Source organism: Pseudoalteromonas sp. MB41 (genome assembly GCF_020966275.1).
Taxonomy (GTDB): domain Bacteria; phylum Pseudomonadota; class Gammaproteobacteria; order Enterobacterales; family Alteromonadaceae; genus Pseudoalteromonas; species Pseudoalteromonas lipolytica.
In genome coordinates this window covers 46,333-66,215 of the sequence record NZ_JAJJZF010000021.1, presented here as the reverse complement: position 1 = coordinate 66,215, position 19,883 = coordinate 46,333, and the positions used below count along the sequence as shown (strand labels likewise).

The 19,883-nt window shown below is 41.4% G+C and carries 24 protein-coding genes and 2 tRNA genes; 8 read left to right on the top strand and 18 right to left on the bottom strand.

Annotation, left to right across the window (positions count from 1 at the left end):
* Nucleotides 1-3: 3 nt before the first annotated feature.
* Together LPA49_RS17145 and LPA49_RS17140 are read right to left on the bottom strand one after the other, a co-directional pair.
* Nucleotides 4-330: a hypothetical protein gene (locus tag LPA49_RS17145; protein WP_180311270.1), complete on the bottom strand. Its 327-nt coding sequence runs from the start codon at nucleotides 328-330 to the stop codon at nucleotides 4-6.
* 145 nt (nucleotides 331-475) lie between these two features.
* A complete protein-coding gene (locus LPA49_RS17140) occupies nucleotides 476-670 on the bottom strand; it encodes a hypothetical protein (RefSeq protein ID WP_036974335.1) in 195 nt (64 codons plus the stop codon).
* Between the two features lie 183 nt (nucleotides 671-853).
* Between LPA49_RS17140 and LPA49_RS17135 the strand changes: the two genes are divergently transcribed.
* Nucleotides 854-1,444 (top strand): DUF938 domain-containing protein, encoded by a 591-nt coding sequence (locus tag LPA49_RS17135; RefSeq protein ID WP_065978864.1) that lies wholly within the window; start codon nucleotides 854-856, stop codon nucleotides 1,442-1,444.
* On the opposite strand, the gene LPA49_RS17130 is transcribed toward LPA49_RS17135, so the two are convergent.
* The 3 genes from LPA49_RS17130 to LPA49_RS17120 all read right to left on the bottom strand — a co-directional run bounded on the left by LPA49_RS17130 (nucleotide 1,421) and on the right by LPA49_RS17120 (nucleotide 4,452).
* Nucleotides 1,421-2,560 (bottom strand): GNAT family N-acetyltransferase, encoded by a 1,140-nt coding sequence (locus LPA49_RS17130; RefSeq protein WP_180311271.1) that lies wholly within the window; start codon nucleotides 2,558-2,560, stop codon nucleotides 1,421-1,423. The two genes, LPA49_RS17135 and LPA49_RS17130, sit on opposite strands and share 24 nt — an antisense overlap.
* The gene (locus tag LPA49_RS17125; protein ID WP_180311272.1) at nucleotides 2,557-3,927 is read right to left on the bottom strand and encodes a carboxylesterase; all 1,371 of its coding nucleotides are present in this window, start codon (nucleotides 3,925-3,927) and stop codon (nucleotides 2,557-2,559) included. The genes LPA49_RS17130 and LPA49_RS17125 overlap by 4 nt, the downstream gene beginning before the upstream one ends.
* Nucleotides 3,928-3,990: 63 nt before the next feature.
* Nucleotides 3,991-4,452, bottom strand: coding sequence for an Lrp/AsnC family transcriptional regulator (locus LPA49_RS17120; RefSeq protein WP_180311611.1), 462 nt, complete (start codon nucleotides 4,450-4,452; stop codon nucleotides 3,991-3,993).
* Between the two features lie 113 nt (nucleotides 4,453-4,565).
* On the opposite strand from LPA49_RS17120, the gene LPA49_RS17115 reads away from it, so the two are divergent.
* Nucleotides 4,566-5,735, top strand: coding sequence for a monodechloroaminopyrrolnitrin synthase PrnB family protein (locus tag LPA49_RS17115; protein ID WP_180311273.1), 1,170 nt, complete (start codon nucleotides 4,566-4,568; stop codon nucleotides 5,733-5,735).
* The gene (locus LPA49_RS17110) at nucleotides 5,735-6,853 is read left to right on the top strand and encodes an aminotransferase class V-fold PLP-dependent enzyme (protein WP_180311274.1); all 1,119 of its coding nucleotides are present in this window, start codon (nucleotides 5,735-5,737) and stop codon (nucleotides 6,851-6,853) included. Before LPA49_RS17115 ends, LPA49_RS17110 begins: the two co-directional genes overlap by 1 nt.
* Here the strand turns inward: LPA49_RS17110 and LPA49_RS17105 are convergent.
* From LPA49_RS17105 to LPA49_RS17085, 5 genes are all read right to left on the bottom strand, one after another.
* Nucleotides 6,825-7,589, bottom strand: coding sequence for an MBL fold metallo-hydrolase (locus LPA49_RS17105; RefSeq protein ID WP_075594404.1), 765 nt, complete (start codon nucleotides 7,587-7,589; stop codon nucleotides 6,825-6,827). The genes LPA49_RS17110 and LPA49_RS17105 overlap by 29 nt on opposite strands.
* A 63-nt stretch (nucleotides 7,590-7,652) precedes the next feature.
* The gene (locus LPA49_RS17100) at nucleotides 7,653-8,129 is read right to left on the bottom strand and encodes a DUF4124 domain-containing protein (protein WP_075594403.1); all 477 of its coding nucleotides are present in this window, start codon (nucleotides 8,127-8,129) and stop codon (nucleotides 7,653-7,655) included.
* Between the two features lie 108 nt (nucleotides 8,130-8,237).
* Nucleotides 8,238-8,330, bottom strand: a tRNA-Ser gene (locus LPA49_RS17095).
* A gap of 53 nt (nucleotides 8,331-8,383) precedes the next feature.
* Nucleotides 8,384-8,474, bottom strand: a tRNA-Ser gene (locus LPA49_RS17090).
* Nucleotides 8,475-8,698: 224 nt separating this feature from the next.
* Nucleotides 8,699-8,839, bottom strand: coding sequence for a hypothetical protein (locus LPA49_RS17085; protein ID WP_162898013.1), 141 nt, complete (start codon nucleotides 8,837-8,839; stop codon nucleotides 8,699-8,701).
* Nucleotides 8,840-9,161: 322 nt separating this feature from the next.
* Between LPA49_RS17085 and LPA49_RS17080 the strand changes: the two genes are divergently transcribed.
* A complete protein-coding gene (locus tag LPA49_RS17080) occupies nucleotides 9,162-10,010 on the top strand; it encodes a diacylglycerol kinase family protein (protein ID WP_036974456.1) in 849 nt (282 codons plus the stop codon).
* Between the two features lie 55 nt (nucleotides 10,011-10,065).
* Here LPA49_RS17080 and LPA49_RS17075 read toward each other — a convergent pair whose 3' ends face one another.
* Complete coding sequence (locus LPA49_RS17075; protein ID WP_180311275.1) at nucleotides 10,066-10,995, bottom strand: DMT family transporter; 930 nt, start codon at nucleotides 10,993-10,995, stop codon at nucleotides 10,066-10,068.
* A gap of 110 nt (nucleotides 10,996-11,105) precedes the next feature.
* Here LPA49_RS17075 and LPA49_RS17070 point away from each other — a divergent pair, with 110 nt between their 5' ends.
* On the top strand, nucleotides 11,106-12,539 hold the full coding sequence (locus tag LPA49_RS17070) for a PLP-dependent aminotransferase family protein (protein WP_180311612.1): 1,434 nt from the start codon (nucleotides 11,106-11,108) through the stop codon (nucleotides 12,537-12,539).
* Nucleotides 12,540-12,602: 63 nt separating this feature from the next.
* Here the strand turns inward: LPA49_RS17070 and LPA49_RS17065 are convergent, their stop codons facing one another.
* Nucleotides 12,603-13,403 (bottom strand): YggN family protein, encoded by an 801-nt coding sequence (locus LPA49_RS17065; RefSeq protein ID WP_180311276.1) that lies wholly within the window; start codon nucleotides 13,401-13,403, stop codon nucleotides 12,603-12,605.
* Nucleotides 13,404-13,794: 391 nt separating this feature from the next.
* On the opposite strand from LPA49_RS17065, the gene LPA49_RS17060 reads away from it, so the two are divergent.
* Nucleotides 13,795-13,983 (top strand): PA3496 family putative envelope integrity protein, encoded by a 189-nt coding sequence (locus LPA49_RS17060; RefSeq protein ID WP_036974357.1) that lies wholly within the window; start codon nucleotides 13,795-13,797, stop codon nucleotides 13,981-13,983.
* A 54-nt stretch (nucleotides 13,984-14,037) separates the two neighbouring features.
* Here LPA49_RS17060 and LPA49_RS17055 read toward each other — a convergent pair whose 3' ends face one another.
* Both LPA49_RS17055 and LPA49_RS17050 read right to left on the bottom strand, forming a co-directional pair.
* Nucleotides 14,038-14,520: a glutathione peroxidase gene (locus LPA49_RS17055; RefSeq protein ID WP_180311277.1), complete on the bottom strand. Its 483-nt coding sequence runs from the start codon at nucleotides 14,518-14,520 to the stop codon at nucleotides 14,038-14,040.
* A gap of 67 nt (nucleotides 14,521-14,587) precedes the next feature.
* Nucleotides 14,588-15,454 carry a LysR family transcriptional regulator gene (locus LPA49_RS17050; protein WP_051501983.1) on the bottom strand — a complete coding sequence of 289 codons (867 nt, stop codon included), beginning with the start codon at nucleotides 15,452-15,454 and terminating at the stop codon, nucleotides 14,588-14,590.
* Between the two features lie 157 nt (nucleotides 15,455-15,611).
* Here LPA49_RS17050 and LPA49_RS17045 point away from each other — a divergent pair, with 157 nt between their 5' ends.
* Nucleotides 15,612-16,766, top strand: a complete 1,155-nt coding sequence (locus LPA49_RS17045; RefSeq protein ID WP_036974363.1) for an iron-containing alcohol dehydrogenase — start codon at nucleotides 15,612-15,614, stop codon at nucleotides 16,764-16,766.
* 6 nt (nucleotides 16,767-16,772) lie between these two features.
* Here LPA49_RS17045 and LPA49_RS17040 read toward each other — a convergent pair whose 3' ends face one another.
* Nucleotides 16,773-17,072: an AzlD domain-containing protein gene (locus tag LPA49_RS17040; protein WP_074989611.1), complete on the bottom strand. Its 300-nt coding sequence runs from the start codon at nucleotides 17,070-17,072 to the stop codon at nucleotides 16,773-16,775.
* Nucleotides 17,069-17,776 (bottom strand): AzlC family ABC transporter permease, encoded by a 708-nt coding sequence (locus LPA49_RS17035; RefSeq protein ID WP_036974367.1) that lies wholly within the window; start codon nucleotides 17,774-17,776, stop codon nucleotides 17,069-17,071. The genes LPA49_RS17040 and LPA49_RS17035 overlap by 4 nt, the downstream gene beginning before the upstream one ends.
* Before the next feature lie 153 nt (nucleotides 17,777-17,929).
* Between LPA49_RS17035 and LPA49_RS17030 the strand changes: the two genes are divergently transcribed.
* A complete protein-coding gene (locus LPA49_RS17030) occupies nucleotides 17,930-18,580 on the top strand; it encodes a cytochrome b/b6 domain-containing protein (RefSeq protein ID WP_036974369.1) in 651 nt (216 codons plus the stop codon).
* 61 nt (nucleotides 18,581-18,641) lie between these two features.
* Here LPA49_RS17030 and LPA49_RS17025 read toward each other — a convergent pair whose 3' ends face one another.
* Nucleotides 18,642-19,094, bottom strand: coding sequence for a cytochrome c (locus tag LPA49_RS17025; protein ID WP_036974371.1), 453 nt, complete (start codon nucleotides 19,092-19,094; stop codon nucleotides 18,642-18,644).
* Nucleotides 19,095-19,197: 103 nt separating this feature from the next.
* Nucleotides 19,198-19,668 (bottom strand): DUF2721 domain-containing protein, encoded by a 471-nt coding sequence (locus LPA49_RS17020; protein WP_036974373.1) that lies wholly within the window; start codon nucleotides 19,666-19,668, stop codon nucleotides 19,198-19,200.
* Nucleotides 19,669-19,883 lie beyond the last annotated feature (215 nt).

Here is a 19,883-nt window from a genome sequence, read left to right as displayed (position 1 = left end):
CTCCTAAATAGGGTTAAACTCTTGACTTAGAAAGCAGGCTTCTCGCTCTAAGCAAAAATATTTTTCAATACAGTTATGAGTTTTGTAGTAACGCTTTAACGCGAGCTGCGGTTTGTAGAGTTGAGCTAAACATTGCTTACGAATAGCATTGTGAACTAAAGAATCGCACATTTTCTCAAGTAGTTCATGAAACGTACGCCTTAAATACAATTCTTGTAAAATAAAGCTTTGATGTTTTTCGTAATAGCGTGCGATGTTTAATCCCGCTTCAATATAGCCCGCAACCAACGCTGGAGCATGAAGCCCCGGTCTTTGACAAACACATTTCATTTGCCGCTGATAATTGAGCATAGCATTGTGAGAGTACATAAGAAAACCGATTAGCTGTAATGATAACCATTATCATTACAGCTAATCGGTTTTAGTGCAAGTCTTATATAACGGTGTTAAGACTGAATAGATTAACTGCAGAGGTCTAATTATAACCAAGAATAAAAATCTGGTCTGTTTCATGTTTTTTCGGCGCCTGTACATTTTCTTTATTGCATTGAGAAAGAAGGTCAATCACGGTTGCTCTGTCATCACAACTTGTTAAGGCGGCTTTTTCGCTTTCTGCACGCTCGCTCGCGGCAATGGCTGCATCGACAGCAGTGTAAGGTGAGATATACATTATATTGCTCCTATTGGTTTACTCATTACTGAATTTGCATAAGCTATACCAATCATGGTTATAAAATATAATCCTTTGAATTAAATGAATTTAAATTATTTTTAATGCAATAGAGCGCGACATTATTGTGGATTTTTGCTTTACTGTTGTGCATTAATTACCAAACATGGTGCAAAAACTGGTATGGAAAAACCATTCTCTCAAGCCTGTGAAAATAACAAATCACCCATTCTTCACGTATTAAAAGACTTTTTTGCCGATGTAGAAAATGTACTCGAAATTGGCTCAGGTACAGGGCAACATAGTGTGCACTTTGCCAAGCATTTAACGCATTTGCAGTGGCTATGCAGCGATCGTGAGGTGAATCACTTAGGTATTTTACAATGGCATCAGGAAGCATCGTTAGCTAACTTGCATGCCCCTTTGTCACTAGATTTACAGCATGCTTGGCCTGTTGATAGCGTGAACGCAATCTATACCGCCAATACACTGCATATTATTAGCTGGCCGCTGGTTGAGCGTTTCTTTCAAGGGGTTGAAAAGCATTTAGCCCACCAAGGAAAGTTATGTATTTATGGGCCATTTAAATACCAAGGCAATTATACAAGTGCCAGTAACGCTGAATTTGATACCTTTTTAAAGCAACAAGATGCAAACAGTGCAATACGTGATTTTGAAGCTATTTGCCAACTTGCAGAGCAGGCAGGCTTAACGTTTGTTGAAGATGTACAAATGCCAGCTAACAACCAATTACTGCTGTTTAAACGGCAGTAGGGTATCGCACTGTGCTTTATAGAGTGCCATGTGTTGGCGCTCTCTGGCGATAAAATCGTTGATAGCCGCAGCAAAATCAGGCTGTTGAATATGGTGTACTGAGTAAGTGTAAACAGGCTGAAACCCTCGGCTTATCTTATGCTCACCTTGTGCTCCAGAGTGAAACTGTTTTAGCTTATTGGCAATGCAGTATTCAATCCCTTGGTAATAACACAGCTCAAAATGCAGACTGTCGATTTCATCATTTGCGCCCCAGTAGCGACCATACAGACACTGTTTATCTTTAAAGCTTAAAGTCGCAGCGATAACTTCATCAGCCTGTTTAGCAAGCATTAATACTAACTGTGTGGGCATTGTATCTCGTAGTCGTTGAAAAAACGCATTATTTAAATAACCTGTGTGACCTGAGCGTTTAATATAAGTTTGGCTATAAAAGTGGCTAAAGAGCTGCATGTCCTGAGCGCTTATAGTGTTACCTTCTCGCCACTCGATGGTTATGTGTTGTTGAGTGATTTTGGCACGCTCTTTTTTTATCGACTTTCGCTTGCGTGCTGTCAGTGAGTCTAAAAAATCATCAAAGTGAGAGTATGCTTGATTAAACCATTGAAACTGGACGCCTTGACGTAGCATAACAGCATCGCTTTTTAGTGATTCAGCCTGTTGCTGGTGGCAAAAGTTGATATGCCAGCCCGACCATTGCCTATCGTGCGCAGTATTCGTTAATACATGCGTTAAATAATTATAAACACTGTCTGGATTGGGGTGGTTAATGCTCAGTCTTTGACCTTCAATGGGGGTAAAAGGCACGGCAGATAACCATTTGGGGTAGTAATCTAAACCATGTTGTTGATACGCCTCTGCCCATGCCCAGTCAAACACATATTCACCGTAAGAGTGATACTTTATATACCCAGGTAGTAGAGCAACGATATGTTTTTGCTGGTAAATTGCCAGGTGCATTGGTTGCCAACCTGTGTTTTTACTCACGCAGCCACTGTGCTCAAGCGCAGCTAAAAAAGCATGATCGGTAAAGGGGGTATCATGAAAAAAACGCTGCCAAATTGTCGTATCAATATCCGTTATTTGATTAAACCAACGGTGACTAAATTGGCTCATTGTTCAGAGGCCCTTTCAACGTCTTTAATAAAGTCTGTGATATGTAAGCTGAGCTTATCGAAATATGGATTGAAGGTGAGTCTTGCAAATGGCTTATACTTAGCTAAATTCTCTGCTGTGCGCTCACCAATAACAATTTCAGGCTGATATTTACAGGCTTTGTATAGGGTATCGTCATCTAAATAACTGCCACAATTTCGATAGCGGGCAGTGCGGCCATAGTGTGGATTGCTTGGTTTATTAACGATACCAATATGTGACATGCCTTGAATATTTTTACAGTCTTCGGTGTCGCAGTCATCGCTAATTATCAGGTAATCGGCTGGAAAACTATTGGGTATATTTTTATCATCACCGTAATAAACAAGGCGATTAAGTTGGCTGTTTTTATGAGTTTTGGGATTGTGTAGCTTAGCTAATAATTTAAACGTTACTTGATTATCAATCGTGGTATCAACATCGCTAAAGGTGCTAAAAAAAGCAACATCAGGTAGTGAACGGTGTTTTAGTTTATCTAAGCTGATGCGCTTCATGGCTTCATAACTGGCTGATGCGGCATTAAATGGAAAGGACTCATATTTTGCAAAATCGAGATCGGCATCTTTATCTATCCAGTTTATAAAGGGTATCGCGTCAACCCACTTGGCTAGCCAGCCATTTTTATTATGGGGCTCAGTCGCGGGTGAAAACAGCATCGCGCCGATAATGTGTTTATCAACGGGACCTTGGGTTAAATAATCAATGATCATTGCTGCACCTGTTGAATACCCCCCTAAAATGACCTGATCAAAATCTTTTAACGTGCGCTCAATAGCGTAAGTGCTCGCCTTGTACCAGTCGTCGGCATTAATCTCTTTGAGTGCTCCTGGTGCTGTACCGTGCCCTGGTAATAACAGGGTACGTACCGTATAACCTTGTTGATAATACACTTGAGCTAAATCATGGTAGGTAAAAGGTGAGTCGGTTAAGCCATGGATTAATAGCACTGCCTTACGGCTCTGTTTTTGTGTTAACTCAAAAGGGCTGATTAAATCTGCTACTGTTGCATTTGCAGGGCGTGATCCTTGCGCAACGAGTTGCTTATAGGTGTCGGTATAGACTGGGCAAGGCAGTGTTGCGCGGGGATTTTCGCTGCTAATTTCAAGGTAAGCAGCTGTAAGGTAGTCACTATACGCTTGCTCGGTGTTATAACTAAAGGTGCTGTGTGAGCGAGGAAGAGGTTCTCTGAAAAGCCCTTCCCGCTTACTTTTCATCATGAGATTTTCATCTTCCAGTTGGGTTAAACACGTTTCTTGCTGTGCCTGTAATGGGGGGCTGCCGAGTCCAAAAAGAATGAGAATAAAGGCAACTAAGTTGATGAATTTCATTGTATAAGAGTCCTTTTAAGTATTCAGCTTATCGCGTTATTGTCGTATTGCAAGTACGCAGCGTCACGCTAAAGGTAAATGGCGTTTAGTGAATGCTTGCTTTAATACCACCGTCGATTCGATATTGGCAATACAATTGATACTGCCTAATTTATGTTTTACAAAACTTTCGTAGCTTTCTAAGTCAGCGGCAATTATTTTTAATAAATAATCATAGCTGCCTGAAATAACCGAGCATTCCAGTACGTGTTCAAGCTTTTCCACTTGCTGTTCAAACTGCTCTGCAGCAGCAACCGAGTTTTGATTTAAGCGTACAAACGCATAAACAGAGACATTTAAGTCAACCGCTTTGGGGTTAATTGCAGCATGATAACCACTAATCACATTACTTGATTCAAGCTTCTTAATTCGGCGCAGGCAAGGAGTGTCAGAGAGGCTGACTGATTGAGCAAGCTCAGACACAGATGTACGTGCATTATCTTGTAGTACGTTGAGTAATTGTTGGTCTTTTTTGTCTAGTTTCATTTCTATTTGAGTGATTTTCACTAATTATCGCAAATTCTAGCTTATATTTTAGCGATTAGCACTCAGTGAACTCTGTTAACATTATCGCAATATATTTATTTTGGAGTAAGCCTGTGACTGAGAACACCAAGGCATTTGATAGCTGGCTGCGTACCCGATTTGTTGAGATCAATAGCGAACTAGAAAAACTATATTGGCAACAAGACGATAAAGCGAATGTAGAAGGCGTTGGCGAACACCTTAAACACCAGTTAGAGCAGGAAGGGAATGAGCATATTCGTGCCTTATTAGCAGAAGGCAATACCGACGAAGGTTTTGATAATGCCTTTGATTTATTAGGCAATGTTGGCTTATTTATGGCTGCATGTCGTCGCCATGAAATTACTGAACCCTCACGCGAAACCACTTCTCCCTTGGTTGATGCGTCGGCACTTGCTATGCACATTGGCGCATCTATTGGTGTTACACCACGCTTTGCGACTGCTCATTTAACCACCCACAATAAAGCGGTTGATGGTCTTTATAAGCGCTTTACAAATCTTGAAGATGAAAAAGTCTTTGTTGATTACAACACCAAAGGAATTTTGGCTTACAAACGTGCGGCAGATGCGTTACTAAAAATTCAACCATTAGGAATTTCGCACCCAATTGCCGCCGATTTATTGGCTGTAGCCAAACATGCATTACTGGATGTCATCGAGTCAAATAATGCGCTGTATAACAAACTCGATACTGATCGTTTCTTTTACTGTGTGCGCCCTTATTACAAACCCTATCGCGTAGGGAAAGAGGTTTATCGTGGTGCAAATGCCGGTGATTTTGCAGGCATTAATGTGATTGATATGTTGCTTGGACTTTGTTTTGCTAACGAGCCAAGCTATTCGCAAATGCTGGTGGATAAATTTTTATACATGATGCCAGAAGATCAGCAAATATTGCGTGAAAGCATGCGGATGACGAGTATCATGGATGACTTTTTAGCCGCAGAAACTGAACGAGATAGTGAATGGCTGCAAACAAACTTAAAGTTATTTATTCAAGTTTGTAAATTGCATGGTGACACAGCAATCGGTCATCATAATCAACTCGTGAGTAAGTACATTGCACAGCCATCACAAAGAATGCAGCAACAACATATGGATAAAGTCACGGCGAGTGGGCCACCGTTACATGTGTTGCTTAACTCTCTTGAGCAATTACGTGATCGCCGAGCCGCAGCAAAACGCGACGATATCCGTACTCGCTACGATGATTTAACTAAGCTAAAACAGTGGATTAAGTAATGCGTAAACATGACTTTATACTCGCCCCAGGAAGCTATTTATTAAATCATTCTGTGGGCCGCGCTTTAAAATCGGCAGAGCCGTATTTTCATGAGCATTTTTTTGCCGCTTGGCAAAATGAAAATAAAGAGCCTTGGCAGCAATGGTTACACGGCGTTGAGGCATTTACATCAAGCTTAGCGCGGCTGTTTAATTCGGATGCAGAGCTATTTTGCCCACAAGTGAATTTATCGAGTGGCTTAACAAAGTTAGTGATGTCGCATCCGCGTTTGCAACAGACAAACTGCACAGTATTAATGGCTGAAAGTGATTTTCCTAGCATGGGATTTGCGATGCAAAAAGCGCTCCCTGCATGCGCTGAAATTGTGTTTATTGGCGCTGATGAGGATTTAACCGATGTTCAGGTTTGGCAATCATATTTGGCTAAGCAAGCGTTCGATTTAGTGTTTGTGAGTCATGTGTATTCAAATACTGGCCAGCAAGCTCCGATTGCTGAAATCATTCAAATTGCAAAGCAATCCAATACGCTAAGCCTGATAGATATCGCTCAGTCGGCAGGTATATTAGAGGTGGATTTAACAGCACTTGACCCCGATTTTATGCTTGGCTCGAGTGTTAAGTGGTTGTGTGGAGGCCCTGGTGCTGCTTATTTGTGGGTCAATCGTCATCAACTTGCATTGTGTCAGCCAAAAGATGTTGGTTGGTTCTCTCATCAAAATCCATTTGAGTTTGATATCAAGCATTTTACTTATCATCATACGGCACTGCGTTTTTGGGGAGGAACGCCATCAGTCGCACCGTGTATTTTAGCTGCGCATAGTATTCGCTACTTTGCCGATTTAGGCATTGATAAAGTACGCGCCCATAACTTAGCAATGCTTGCTACGTTGCATGCTGAGCTGAGTGAATATATGCGTTCGCCAAGTGCAGCAGATAAATGCTCCGGCACGGCAATCATGCATTTTGGTCGTCAACAACAGGCGGTTAAAGCGGCGTTGCATGAGGCTAATATCGCTGTTGATGAACGTCATTTAGGGCTAAGGGTCTCAGCCCATGTTTATAATGACGACAATGATATAAATGACTTTATTAAGACTGTGAAAAGCGTTTTAGATTAAGTGCTTGTCGCGCTTTTGCCTTTACAGAACGCCAGTGTGTCATCGGCTTTTTCGGTACCAGCGCTAAAATGTGTTCGAAATCGATGTCATCAATATGCATTTCATTACTGTGCGCAAACATAATGCGTTGAGGTTTAAGGGCTTTTAGCATTAATAAAGAGTTTAAATACAGTTTAGGATAAAACACAGGAAAGGGTGGCATAAGCTGCCCTTTCACTTTTACGAGTAAGTCGGCAATGTAAATTCGCTCTGTGGGAATATGGTACAGGCTAATATCGCGGTCGGTATGACCTGGCGTATGCAGTGCTTGCCAGTCATCAAAATTCGGTAGGGTAGAGTCGGTTGCTAAGTAATAGTCGGCATCTAGATATCGGCTATACCAAAGGTTGCGTCTTTCTTTGTTTAGCCGACCTGCAACCCACCATGCAAGAGCGATATCGGTCAAGTGCATTAAAATACCATCAAGGCCCTTATACCATTGCCCCGGTGCATTAGATGTCGCAATTTTTGCACCGCTTAGTTTTCTTAGGGCATGGGCGCCACCGGCATGATCGGGGTGCATATGAGTCACAACAATCAGTTTTAAATCAGTCAGAGGGCGGTTGAGTTGTTCGGTAATATAGTTAAATACGGTGTCGACATCAGCGCGGCAACACCCATCGAGTAGCATTAGTTTGTCGGGATATTCAACTAAGTAAATATTTTGAATATAGCCTTCGATTGTGTGTATGTGCATTACCCTCGCTCCCTTAATTAACCCGTCTCAATTGTTATATCATGCCTGACCAGTTTAGGAAAATTAGGGGGTTTGTGTGCCTTTCAGTTGCTTTTTACGCTCTTCTAATTGTTTTATCTGTTGTGCAAATTGCGTAAGTTGGTTTTCATAGTATGAATTTATGCGCTTACTTTGTTTACTTATTGCATCGTCAATCGAATCTGCACCTAATCTGTTCGCCGCATCTTGAGTCATTAACTTAAGTTTTTCTATTCGTTCGCGCTGTTGTTGCTTTAGGTTTTTACGTTCTAATTCTAGTTGTTGAATTTTGCGATCGATTTCTTGGACTTGTAGGTAGTCATCAACGCTTAGCTCAGGCTGTTTTTTTGTATTATCGGTGAGTTGTTTAGGGGGAAGGTTGATTTTTATGATAGTGGCGTCTTTTCCACAGGGTTGCTCTGAGAAAGTGGCAACACCCTTTATCATGCATTTATAGACAGTTGCTTGGCTGCTATTCGCGCCTAACAGTAATGTTAAAGTTAACAAAGCTGAACTGATCATGGCGTCTCACCGATAATTTAACTGAGACTTAGCATGCATGATTAACAATAAAAGGTGCAAGTTTTTGGGCATAAAAAAACCGCTAAAAAGCGGTTTTTAATAATAAAATGGTGGAGAAGGAGGGATTCGAACCCTCGATAGAGCTACAAACCCTATACTCCCTTAGCAGGGGAGCGCCTTCGGCCACTCGGCCACCTCTCCAACGCATAATTCAGATTGTAACTTGCTGATAATTATCAACAAATAAAAATAAGTGGTGGAGAGATAGGGATTTGAACCCTAGAGGGGCTACAAACCCCTGCCGGTTTTCAAGACCGGTGCATTCGACCACTCTGCCATCTCTCCACAAAGTGTTGCGAGAATAATACTTAGCTGAATCGGTTGTGTAAATAGGAAAAAGTTCGTTTGCTTGTTTTTTGAGCGTAAAGACGGTGTTTTTTGTAAAAAGCTTTAAATTTTTGCTGTTTTAGTGCTTTTAAAAAGAGGGGAGCAGCAAACGAGGAGCTAAAGAAGATGCTTCGTTAGTGGTTGGGTGTTTGCTGCACCTAAAAAGTAACCATGGTTGGGGATTACTTATATTGTACTGCACCGCCAAGCGCTAGCTTTTTGCCGTAGCGATTAAGTTTTGCCAACATTTTTGCTTTGCGGTTAGTTGGTTTTACGGCAACATGAGTTGCAGCATTTTGATTTAAAGTGTTAATTGGGTTCATTACTTTGCTCCAGATTGTGTTTGGTTGAAAACATGGGTATTTTGCAGGCAAAGTGAACAAAAATAAAACGATAAAATTTGAGTCTACCGGATAACTTTTTCTTATCCGAATGTGCCTTGTTAACGGTGGGTTAAGTTACGTGTCTCATTGTTTTTTGAATAATTATGCTAAGGGAGTTCGCTCTAAAACCCTTGTTTATAAGGGTTTTTAGATTTTGAAACTTTGTTTTATGCGTTTTTAAAGTTTCAAATTGAGTATTTATTCAGATTAATTTAATTTGAATAAAAAGGGGTTTCTTACTGAGAAGATGAAGTGATAGTTGATGTTAATAATAATAAAGCCAAGTGACAAAAAAAATACTAAGCAAAGTGTCGAATGGTTATTAAACGAATGCACATTACGGCACATTGAGCCGCAACTTTTCTTTACCACGGGACACTTTGAAAGTGACCATAAAGCAATTGCGAATCTTGCAAAGCACGTTAATCAGGCTGTTGTTATTGGTGGCGATGGTTCACTGCATTTAGCCATTAATGCACTGTTTGGTTGTGATTGTTCAATTGCCTTATTGCCAGCAGGGACCGGTAATGACTTTGCGCGAGGCTTTGCTTTTAAGCCGCAACAATGGCGAGACGCTGTCTTTTCAGGCCATACTCAGTTAATTGATGTTGGGAAAATTAATCAGCGGTATTTTATTAATGTGGCTGGGGTCGGTTTTGATGCGGATGTTGTTAGTCAATTAAATCAAGTGGGGCGGTTTACTGCGTTTGGTTATCTATGGCAGGGCATTAAACAGTTATTTTCTTTTCAAGCAAAGTCTTTATCAGGGGTATTTGCCGACAAGCATGAAGAGTTCACTAATTTAGTGACTTTATTTGCTAACCATCATTATTTTGGTGGAGGCTTAAAAATTGCGCCTCATGCCATATTGAATGATGGAGAGCTTGAGTGTTATCGCATGCCAGCAGGTAACTTAGTGAAGAATTTACGCAGTTTTTTACATCTCATTTTTGTAAAACATCATAACTTAAACGAGCTTCAATACTGCCGTTTGTCTCGTGCCGAAATACACACTGCCGGTTTACTAATAGAGGCTGATGGCGAGTTGGTCGGTGTGACACCTGCAAAAGTTGTCATGTATCACCAAGCATTACGTTTTCATTTACCATAAAAAAGCGCCTGCTATTTTTAGCAGGCGCTTGGTGTTAGAGGTGACATAATCACTTCTAACTGGGGACAGAGCGATTTTGCAGATTATTTCTTGTAGCAAAAAACGCTTTAATTCGTTGTGTGGGCGTTAATACAATGGCATTGCCAAATAGCACTAAACTAAACCCTATAAATGTGTTGGTTTGCCACTCAAACCCTTCAAACAATGTACTCAGTACGACTGCAACCAGAGGAAATAATACAATGACGTAACTGGCGCGCTCGGGACCAATATTTTTCAACAGCGCAAAATAACAAGCAAATGCGATGACAGTGCCAAATATGGCTAAGTAAAGTAGCGATACCCAGTAACTTGCAGGTGCAGTGAATGTCAGTTGCACGTCGCTTATTAATACATACACGGCTAAGCCAATAGCACTGTAAAGCATGCCCCATGCATTCCCCTGCATAACGCCAATATCACGCTGAGAATTGCGGACGCTGATCATATTACCTAATGAAGCCACAAAGGTCCCTGACAGCGCAAGTAGTAACCCGACCAACGTACCATTACTCAAGTCGAACTGCTGAATTTGTGGCCAAAACAAGCTGGCGATACCCAAAACGCCTAACAATGCGCCAACGTAAATTCGCTTGGCGATTGGTTTCGAAAAAAACAGTCGGGTATTAATAATATTCATCACTAATAGCATTGAGAATGCAATGGAGGCCATGGCAGAACTAAGGTAGTTTTGTGCCCAATACAGTGTTAGGTAGTTCAAACCAAAGTTAAATAATGCCAGTAGGGTAAAAAAACCATGATCACGCCATGAATAACGCATCGGCAGGTTTTTAAATAACACAAATGCCCACATTAAAATGGCGGCAATCGCAAAACGATAGAACAAAGAAATTTCAACGGCGACATCACCTAATTGAAACTCAATAGCCAGCCACGTTGATCCCCAGATCAATACAGTTGCAAGGTAAAGAGCGGCGCTTTTCATCTTTATTGCCTAAATAGGGTAAGTGTGTTTATTTTAAGTTGATTCTGTATACTTAACATATACAGAAAACTACAAATGCAACCTATACAGTTTGGTGGGCTATGTCACAAGTGATCAGTCGCAGTAACAGTGAGTTCTTGTATCAGCAAGTGACTCAGTTAGTAAGAGATTTATCGTCACAGGGATCGTTATTACCCGGTGAAAAACTCCCTTCATTGCGAAAAATGGCTGAAAAGCTTAATGTCAGTATTCCTACCGTTAAGCAGGCCTATCAGCTTCTTGAGGGGCAAGGGTTGATTGAAGCGAGAGAGAAGTCGGGATACTTTTTAAAATCATCGCAGTTAAATCAATCAAGACCCAAGCGCGTGAAATTAAGCCGCGAGCCAATGACTGTCAACAAGCAAGCGCTGATAGAGCAAGTTTATAGCGCAATTCACAAAGCCAATGTTGTCCCGTTTGGTATTGCTAATCCAATTGCTGCGGCACCCACCGATAAAGCATTAGCACGAACGATGCGCCGAGTGATGACATTGGCCGGAGCTACGGTAATTAATTATGGGCCGATGGATGGCTTTGCTCCGTTAAAAAAGCAATTGATTCATCGTTATTTAGATTTCGGAATTGGTGTGGCGAGCGATGAATTGGTGATCACCAATGGGGCACAAGAAGCGCTTGCCATTGCACTAAAATGCGTGGCAAAACCTGGTGATGTGATTGCGATTGAATCACCTTGTTACTTTGGCATCATTGAGTTAATTGAAAGTTTAGGATTGAAAGCGCTGGAAATCCCACTATGCCCAGATGAAGGCATTTGGTTAGATGACTTACAACAGGCGCTAGATGAGCATGATATAAGAGCATGCGTGTTCTCTACCTCATTGAATAACCCCGTGGGGAGTTTTATGCCTGATAGTAAGCGTGAACAGCTGGTCGCTTTACTTGAGGCTCGTGATGTTGTGCTGATAGAGGATGATGTATACGGTGACCTACATTACACCGCAAAACGTGCTACACCAGCGCAGGCTTACTCTAAAAAAGGATTGGTGATCACCTGCGCCTCATTTTCAAAAACGGCTGCGCCGAGTTATCGGATTGGTTGGATTATTGCGGGCCAGTTTGCTGAACAAGCCAGACGTTTTAAACGAGCCTTGAGCTGCTCAGCGCCATTGATCAATCAATGGACCTTGTATGAATTTATTGCCAGTGGTGAATATGACAGAAATATTCGTTTATTACGCCAGCGACTAAGTGCCAACAAAGAGCGAATGATTTGGTGCCTGCAGCAATATATGCCAAGTTGTGCACGTATTAGTAACCCGCAGGGAGGGTGTGTTATTTGGGTGGACTTAGGGAGCCAATATGATGCCGTTAAACTATTCCATTTAGCATTAGATGCGGGGATTAGTATTACTCCTGGGCTTATTTTTTCGGCGGGGAAAAAATACCGCAGCTGTTTTCGATTAAGCTATGGTTTGCCTTGGTCAGAGCGTTTGGAAGACGCGCTCAAAACGTTGTCACAACTAACCGTACTTGCAAAAAAATAAAAAAAGCGCAGAGCAAGCTCTGCGCCATAAGACCAAGTAGATTGGTTCAGGGATGTTAATGCATTACAGGGTGTTCTGTTTGAACGTGAACAGTTGGTATTCTTTGAGTTGTGGCACTAAAGCAACGAGCTGTTGCTCTTTGTGAGCAATATCGGCAAAGCTGCCACACAATGCGTCGGCACGTTTTTCAAGTTGCGCTGCTTGTGTTTCTACACGCGCTTCGATTTGTTCACCCATGTTTTCCATGCGCTGTTCAAACGTGTCCATATCACCACCCGAGCCAAGAAGCTCAGAGCCTAGCGCAACTAAAATACTGCCCATTGATTGCATCATTGCCGATTCAACTGCAGACTCAATTTGTTGGTCGAATTGTTCATCAAAATTTTGACCAAACTTTTCAAAACTTTGCTGACCCATGGTGAATGCACCTTGTTGGTAAAAGGTATTTTGCACTTCTACACTAATCTCATCCATTAATTCCGAGATGTCATCAAAGCCACTAATGTTGAATGCGTTTGCCACTTCTTCAATTGCAACACCGGCAATTTTCACACCCTCTAGAGCAATGTTTGCCACTTCGGGTAGTTGGCTACGTAAGCTATCTGAGTAATTTGCAATAGCTTGTTGTTGAGATGCATTCAGCGATATGTTTTCGCCATCAATGTATAAGTTATTTTGATCAATGATTTTCATTGTGCGGTTATCAGTAGTGAACACTTCTAATTCGTTTGGCGTGATGCGAACATCGTTCTTGAACTCAACATCACATTGCTCACCACTGAATGAAATATGCGTATCATTATCGTTATGAGCCATAGCGCTGGTTGCGATAAATAAAGAACTTACTAACAATAACTTTTTCATTTTTTTCTTTCCTGTTTGAAATGACGAAAATAAATAATCAAACTTAATGCCAAGGTTTTTATTGTGTTTATTTTCATTGAGTTATGTTGTTTTTGTGGTTTTTTAAAATGAAAGCTGTTTGGTTTTTTAGCCATTTTTTAGTCAAATTAACTAAAAAACACACATGGATAAATGTGTTTTATCGAAACGATAAAAAACTCTCACTTTTCAGAAATCAAATTTAGCGCTATTTATTCACAATATTGACATATCGCCACTTTAGCATGGCGGTGTGGCTTTATTTTGGTGGTTTTTTACATACTAAATAACCACTGAGCTTTTTAATCTTTGCCAATTCACAGAGCAAATTTTAATCTCCTGAATTGGTCTCAAACACTTTATGGAGTGGGTTGTGGGTAAGACATTTAGTTATGATGCGCTAGATGACGATTTTGTTGAAGACGAGTACGAAATGGTCGGGCGTAATCAACACGACAAGAAAAAGCAACGCGTTAAGAAGAAGTTGGAAGACTATCTTGAGCAAAAACGCTTGCGCAGAAACTTAGGCGAAGACGACTTTGATGAGTACATGAACGACTAAGCATAAATTTAGATAAAGAGGCTATTGCCTCTTTATTGCTTTTTGGTTCGAGGTTTATTTGCTCAGTGCTGTAATAATTGCAGACTCGATGTGTTCTGGTTTAGTGAGGGGCGCGAATCGTTTAATTGCTTTACCATGCCTACCAATCAGAAACTTTGTAAAGTTCCACTTTATTTTACGGGTGATAAAGCCCGGTAGTTCTGATTTTAGGTGCCTAAAGACAGGGTGAGCATGTTCACCATTGACATCCACCTTACTCATCATTAAGAAACTCACGCCATAGTTGATGAGGCAGCCTTCCTTAATTTCTTTTGCGTCACCGGGCTCTTGTTTACCAAACTGATTACACGGAAAGCCAATAATAATGAGGCCTTGATCATGGTATTTTTCGTGCAATTTTTGCAGGCCTTCGTATTGTGGTGTAAAACCACACTTGCTCGCTGTATTGACGACTAAAACGACTTTATTTTCGAAATCAGAAAAGTGAACCGTTTGGCCTTGTAAGTTGGTTGCTGAGAGTTGATAAAATTCGTTCATAATAGTGACTTTTTATTATTATTTGATTGATTCTAACCCGCTTGCCTTATTTCTGAAAGTGTGAATTTTATTCAGCGAATTCATTGGTAAGGTGCTCAATTAGTAAACGTACGCGGTAAGGCAAGAGATCTTTGCGCGGATACACCAACCAAGAGGCGTTGTCGCTGACTTGAAAGTCATCCAGCACTGTTACAAGTTGCCCTTTTGCAATATAGGGCTCAACAATGTCGTGTGCCAAATGCGCGATTCCGATGCCAGCAATAGCTGCACTTAGAATGGCTTGAGGGTGATTGCTGCGCCAATTGCCATTTATACGGACTTCTTTGATGTGTTCATCAATGTTAAAACGCCAACGTTTTCTCATCGCGATTAGGCAATTGTGTTCAGTCAACTCATAAGGGTGCGTTAAGCGTGGATGGTTGGCTAGGTATTCAGGGCTTGCGACAAGCGTCATTATTCGCTTGCAAAGAGGTCTGGCGATAAGATTGGAGTCTTCCATGCGGCCAAAACGAACGGCTAAGTCAAAGCCCTCTTCAACTAAATTGACATTACGGCTATTGAAGTCGATTTCGACTTCGACCTCTGGGTAGCGTTTGACAAATTCGGCAACTTTCGGTGCAACTTGATTGGCAACAAATTCACCGGCACCTGTAATACGAATAAGCCCTTTAGGTTGGCGTTGCTCACCCTGTAACTGGTTATTCGCATCGATAAGCTCTTGCCGGATTGCTTTAAGTTTGATCGCATATTCTTTTCCGGCCTCTGTCAGGCTTATTTTTCGCGTGGTACGCTGAAAAAGGACTGACCCTAAGCGGTTTTCAAGTTGTTGAATTTGCCTACTAATATGTGAAGTAGAGACCTCCATCGCCTTGGCTGCATGGGTAAAGCTCCCTTGCTCAACAACATATAAAAATTCGTCTAAACCTTGCCACATATTCATATCCTAAGATTTCTAGCTAGTGTGAGTTTACGTTAATTATTATTGCATTACTGCAAAAGTGATTATCTATTTTACCGCTTTATCCCTATATAAAAATAACTAAAATGGTTTATTCACTGATAAAAACTCACATCAACGATGAGGAAGCCACATGTTAAATTTTAGTTTTGAAAACCCAACCAAGATTCATTTTGGTGAGCAACAGATTAAAGAGATTCAGTCAGAAATCCCTAAAAATGCCAAAGTACTCGTCACTTATGGTGGTGGCAGCATTAAGAAAAATGGCGTTTATGATCAGGTTAAAGCAGCATTAAGTGAGCATACGTGGTTTGAGTTTGCAGGTATTGAGCCAAACCCAAGTTACCAAACCTGTATGAAAGCCGTAGAGCTTGTTAAAGAAAAGCAGATTGATTTCATTCTGGCTGTAGGTGGGGGTTCTGTGGTTGATGGCAGTAAGTTTATTGCCGCTGCGGCTGAATTCACGGGTGAGCCTTGGGATATTTTAGCAAACGGCGCAGAAGTAAAATCGGCGGTTGCACTCGGTGTGGTACTGACCTTGCCTGCAACGGGGTCTGAGTCGAATACCTTTAGTGTTGTCTCAAACCTTGAAACTCACGATAAACTTCCATTTGCCAGTGAGTATGTGCGCCCTCGTTTTGCGGTACTTGACCCCGCAGTAACGTTTTCATTACCAGAGCGCCAAGTGACTAACGGGATTGTTGACGCATTTGTACATACTATGGAGCAATACCTTACGTATGATGTAGGTGCAAAGTTGCAAGACCGCTTTGCCGAAGGAATTTTAATGACCCTCATTGAAGAAGGGCCTAAAGCATTCTCAGAGCCAGAAAATTATCAGGTGCGCGCTAATATTATGTGGTCAGCAACAATGGCATTAAATGGGTTGATTGGTGCGGGCGTACCTCAAGATTGGGCAACACATATGATAGGGCATGAAATGACAGCAGTGTACGGCCTTGATCATGCGCAAACCCTAGCGATTGTATTACCACGCATGATGGCTGAGCAAAAAGACACTAAGCGCGGTAAGTTACTACAATATGCAGAACGTGTGCTGGGACTGGATATTACCAATGAAGAGGCGGCAATTGAACACGCGATAGCTGCAACGGAAGCTTTCTTCCACAGTGTTAAAATGCCAACACGTTTGAGCGATTATAACTTAGACGACAGTGTGGCAGATAAGCTTGTTGCGCAGTTAGAGCGCCATGGTATGACTGCACTGGGTGAGCGTGAGCAAGTGACACTTGAGAAAAGCCGCGCTATTTTGCTCGCCAGCGTATAAGTTGCGTTAGCTCAAGATTATAAATAATCCCATCCCTGCCAGTGTTGTGTAGTAAATGTTGTGTGTTTTGTAAGCCACAATAACGGAAAGTACTGCAGCAATTAGGTAGGGATTTTGCCAATCTAAATTAATCCCTTCATCATTAATAAATACAATGGGCACCCAAATAGCAGTGAGCACGGCAGGAGCACTAAAACTCAAAAACTGCTGCATTTTAGGGCCTACCTTAAAAGGCAAAGCGCGGTGTAGAAACAAGTAACGCGTAAAAAAAGTAATACACGCCATTAATACAATCGTGGTCATCATGCACTATGCTCCTCTTTTGCTTGCCAGCGGCTAATTGCGTACCCAACCGACATAGCAATCAGTGCTGCTGTTACTAACCATAACTGAAAACCGTGGCTTTTAAGGAGGGTTGCAACGACTCCTGCGGTGACGACGGTGGCAAGAGTTGCGAGGTTTTTCACCCCTGGCACCACTAATGCAATAAAAGTGGCGGCAATAGCAAAATCAAGGCCTAGGTTTGTTAAATCGGGCAATAAGCTGCCAGCAACAATACCAAGCAATGTCCATATGTTCCATGCGATATAAAAACTAAAGCCAGCACTTAAAGCATAAATAAGGCGCAGCTTTGTTTGGTAGGCTTTAGGGTGATGCGAAAAAGCAAATAACTCATCGGTTAAAACAAAGCTGACAGGTAAACGCCAACCAAATGGTTGATCAATGACTTTATGGCGGATGGCTAGGCCATACAAAAAGTGTCTTGAACTTATAATAAGCGTGGTAAATAAAATAGTGAGTAAGGGGGTATTGCCAGCCATTAATTCAATCGCGACTAACTGCGCAGAACCGGCAAATACGAGTAGTGACATTGCTTGTGTTTCAAACGCACTAAAACCATTTTGGATTGCTAAAGAGCCACACAGAATGCCCCATGGGATGACGGCTAAACATAGCGGGAGCATGTCGAAAAAGCCTTTTAATAACGCTTTGAGAATAGGTTTTTGCATTTTATCGCTCTTACTTGTTGTTATGGCTCAGATCAAAACACCTGTAATAGAGGCGTGTCAAAATAACCGAAGTTTGCAATAATGTATACCCCAATGCCTTGCCGGTTCTGGTCTTTTTAAGTGCTTTGAGTATATTTCATAGGGAGCGTTATCATGTCTAAAGTGAAAGTATGGGATGGCTTTATAAGAAGCTTTCATTGGTTATTAGTTGTTGCAATTGCAACGCTTTATTTTAGTGCTGAAGAAGGCATGCTGGAGCTACATTTTGCAACTGGGTATTTCACGCTAGCGCTCATAATCACGCGTCTTATATGGGGAGTTATTGGCAGTAAAACAGCCAAGCTGTCCTCATTGATACATTCACCGATTGCGGCAATTAAGTCATTTAAAAATAATGAGCATAAAGCTGGTCACGGGGCTGCCGGCAGCTATATGGTCATTGCGTTTTTTATATTAATTTTGGCGCAACTAGGCTCAGGATTGATGACCAGCGATGACATACTTACCGATGGACCGCTTGTTAAATATGTATCTACGGACACGGTTGAGTTTGCTGGTTGGTTACATCACCTGAACTTTGATATTTTACTGTATGCTATTGTGCTGCATGTAATTGCGATTGTGATATATCGCATTAAAGGCAAGAACCTCGTTAAACCAATGCTGACGGGCAGTAGTGAGCAAGTCTCTGTGACTGAGCCTGTGACAAAATCACCCTTGCTTGCATTCGTTATTTTTGCGCTGTGTTTAGTGGTACTTTTTACCACATGGGGTGCTGAGCCATTAAGTTATTTGTTTAATTAAGTGAGTTGAGTGAGTTAAGTGTTAAAAAAGGCGCAGACGGCGCCTTTTTTAATGTCGTTGACTAGTCTTTAAATGACTTATGACAGTCTTTACATCCTTTAGCCCACGCACCGAATGCTTTACCAATTACTTTCTGATCACCACTTTTTGCTGCAACCGCAAGTTCATCCGCATATTGCTGGAAAGCGACTGCTTTTTTCATAAAAGTATCGTTATCGCTCCACACCGCGGGAAGCGCTGATGTTTCGCCTTTGTCTGAACCTGCAACAAATGCTTCCCATGGCATTTTTGATAAAGCGGCAGCATTATTTGCTCGCATTTGGAAGCGCTCAGCATCAAAAGGGACTTTTCCTTTTAACATGTCGCCCATATCACCAATTTGTACACGGATCATAGAAAACGCAGCTTGGCGGTATTCAATCGCGTCGCTAGGTTCTTCGAATACGGTGCTTGCTGTTGCGCCTAGTGCCAGTGTCGATAACATGGTACCTAATACTAAGTGTTTTAATTTCATTCCTTTTGCCCCTTTAGATGTCATAAAGATAAACTGTTTGAGTTGTATCTTAGCTAGGTGTTTTATTCAAGTGTAATGCGGTTAATCTTAACTTAAGTTTAATTTAATCATTAATATCAATGTCAGCGAAGATCATCCCGCGTCGCATGCTACGTGTTGCTAAGAAAACTTCGCCAAGTAACGATAAAAAGCCACAAATGAGCAGTGCCATCGCAGCCACAAAGCAACTGGCAATGGTCACACTTAAGTTGATAGAGTGAATGTGTGATAAAAATAAACACATAACCACGGCGCACACGAGCAAAGCACTTAATACACTTGCACTAAATGCAATATGAATACAGCGAGAACGTTTTAGCAGGGCTCTTAATTCTGTGGTCAGTGACTTATTGAACTCTTCGTCGGTACTGACTTTTAGCTTTCGCTCTAACTGCCTAGCGCGGTCTGTAATACGCGCTAAACGATTTGATAAAACACCTAAGGTTGCCGCAATACCGGTGATTAAAAAGACTGGAGCGACAGCGGTTTGTATAACCTTTGCCATCGTTAGTATGTTAATGACTTCTGAGTTCATTGTGCCTTACTCTACTCTAAAAATACTACTTTCGTTTACAAACGTTTACATCAAATTTATGATGTCAAAGCTCAATTAAAACAATGGGGTAGATTAACATTGGCACCTTTTGTAGGTTGTAATGTAACCATAATGTAATCGAGATGTTGTTCTGGTTTGTGTTTACGTTTTATATTGGTACTGAAACGTAGTTTCAATCACTATTTAGACGATAA

What these genes read in the sequence shown, in the direction of transcription:
- LPA49_RS17145 (WP_180311270.1), bottom strand. Translation starts at nt 330, where the DNA reads ATGAAATGTGTTTGTCAAAGACCGGGGCTTCATGCTCCAGCGTTGGTT.
- LPA49_RS17140 (WP_036974335.1), bottom strand. Translation starts at nt 670, where the DNA reads ATGTATATCTCACCTTACACTGCTGTCGATGCAGCCATTGCCGCGAGC.
- LPA49_RS17135 (WP_065978864.1), top strand. Translation starts at nt 854, where the DNA reads ATGGAAAAACCATTCTCTCAAGCCTGTGAAAATAACAAATCACCCATT.
- LPA49_RS17130 (WP_180311271.1), bottom strand. Translation starts at nt 2,560, where the DNA reads ATGAGCCAATTTAGTCACCGTTGGTTTAATCAAATAACGGATATTGAT.
- LPA49_RS17125 (WP_180311272.1), bottom strand. Translation starts at nt 3,927, where the DNA reads ATGAAATTCATCAACTTAGTTGCCTTTATTCTCATTCTTTTTGGACTC.
- LPA49_RS17120 (WP_180311611.1), bottom strand. Translation starts at nt 4,452, where the DNA reads ATGAAACTAGACAAAAAAGACCAACAATTACTCAACGTACTACAAGAT.
- LPA49_RS17110 (WP_180311274.1), top strand. Translation starts at nt 5,735, where the DNA reads ATGCGTAAACATGACTTTATACTCGCCCCAGGAAGCTATTTATTAAAT.
- LPA49_RS17105 (WP_075594404.1), bottom strand. Translation starts at nt 7,589, where the DNA reads ATGCACATACACACAATCGAAGGCTATATTCAAAATATTTACTTAGTT.
- LPA49_RS17100 (WP_075594403.1), bottom strand. Translation starts at nt 8,129, where the DNA reads ATGATCAGTTCAGCTTTGTTAACTTTAACATTACTGTTAGGCGCGAAT.
- LPA49_RS17085 (WP_162898013.1), bottom strand. Translation starts at nt 8,839, where the DNA reads ATGAACCCAATTAACACTTTAAATCAAAATGCTGCAACTCATGTTGCC.
- LPA49_RS17080 (WP_036974456.1), top strand. Translation starts at nt 9,162, where the DNA reads ATGTTAATAATAATAAAGCCAAGTGACAAAAAAAATACTAAGCAAAGT.
- LPA49_RS17075 (WP_180311275.1), bottom strand. Translation starts at nt 10,995, where the DNA reads ATGAAAAGCGCCGCTCTTTACCTTGCAACTGTATTGATCTGGGGATCA.
- LPA49_RS17065 (WP_180311276.1), bottom strand. Translation starts at nt 13,403, where the DNA reads ATGAAAAAGTTATTGTTAGTAAGTTCTTTATTTATCGCAACCAGCGCT.
- LPA49_RS17055 (WP_180311277.1), bottom strand. Translation starts at nt 14,520, where the DNA reads ATGAACGAATTTTATCAACTCTCAGCAACCAACTTACAAGGCCAAACG.
- LPA49_RS17050 (WP_051501983.1), bottom strand. Translation starts at nt 15,454, where the DNA reads ATGTGGCAAGGTTTAGACGAATTTTTATATGTTGTTGAGCAAGGGAGC.
- LPA49_RS17045 (WP_036974363.1), top strand. Translation starts at nt 15,612, where the DNA reads ATGTTAAATTTTAGTTTTGAAAACCCAACCAAGATTCATTTTGGTGAG.
- LPA49_RS17040 (WP_074989611.1), bottom strand. Translation starts at nt 17,072, where the DNA reads ATGATGACCACGATTGTATTAATGGCGTGTATTACTTTTTTTACGCGT.
- LPA49_RS17035 (WP_036974367.1), bottom strand. Translation starts at nt 17,776, where the DNA reads ATGCAAAAACCTATTCTCAAAGCGTTATTAAAAGGCTTTTTCGACATG.
- LPA49_RS17030 (WP_036974369.1), top strand. Translation starts at nt 17,930, where the DNA reads ATGTCTAAAGTGAAAGTATGGGATGGCTTTATAAGAAGCTTTCATTGG.
- LPA49_RS17025 (WP_036974371.1), bottom strand. Translation starts at nt 19,094, where the DNA reads ATGAAATTAAAACACTTAGTATTAGGTACCATGTTATCGACACTGGCA.
- LPA49_RS17020 (WP_036974373.1), bottom strand. Translation starts at nt 19,668, where the DNA reads ATGAACTCAGAAGTCATTAACATACTAACGATGGCAAAGGTTATACAA.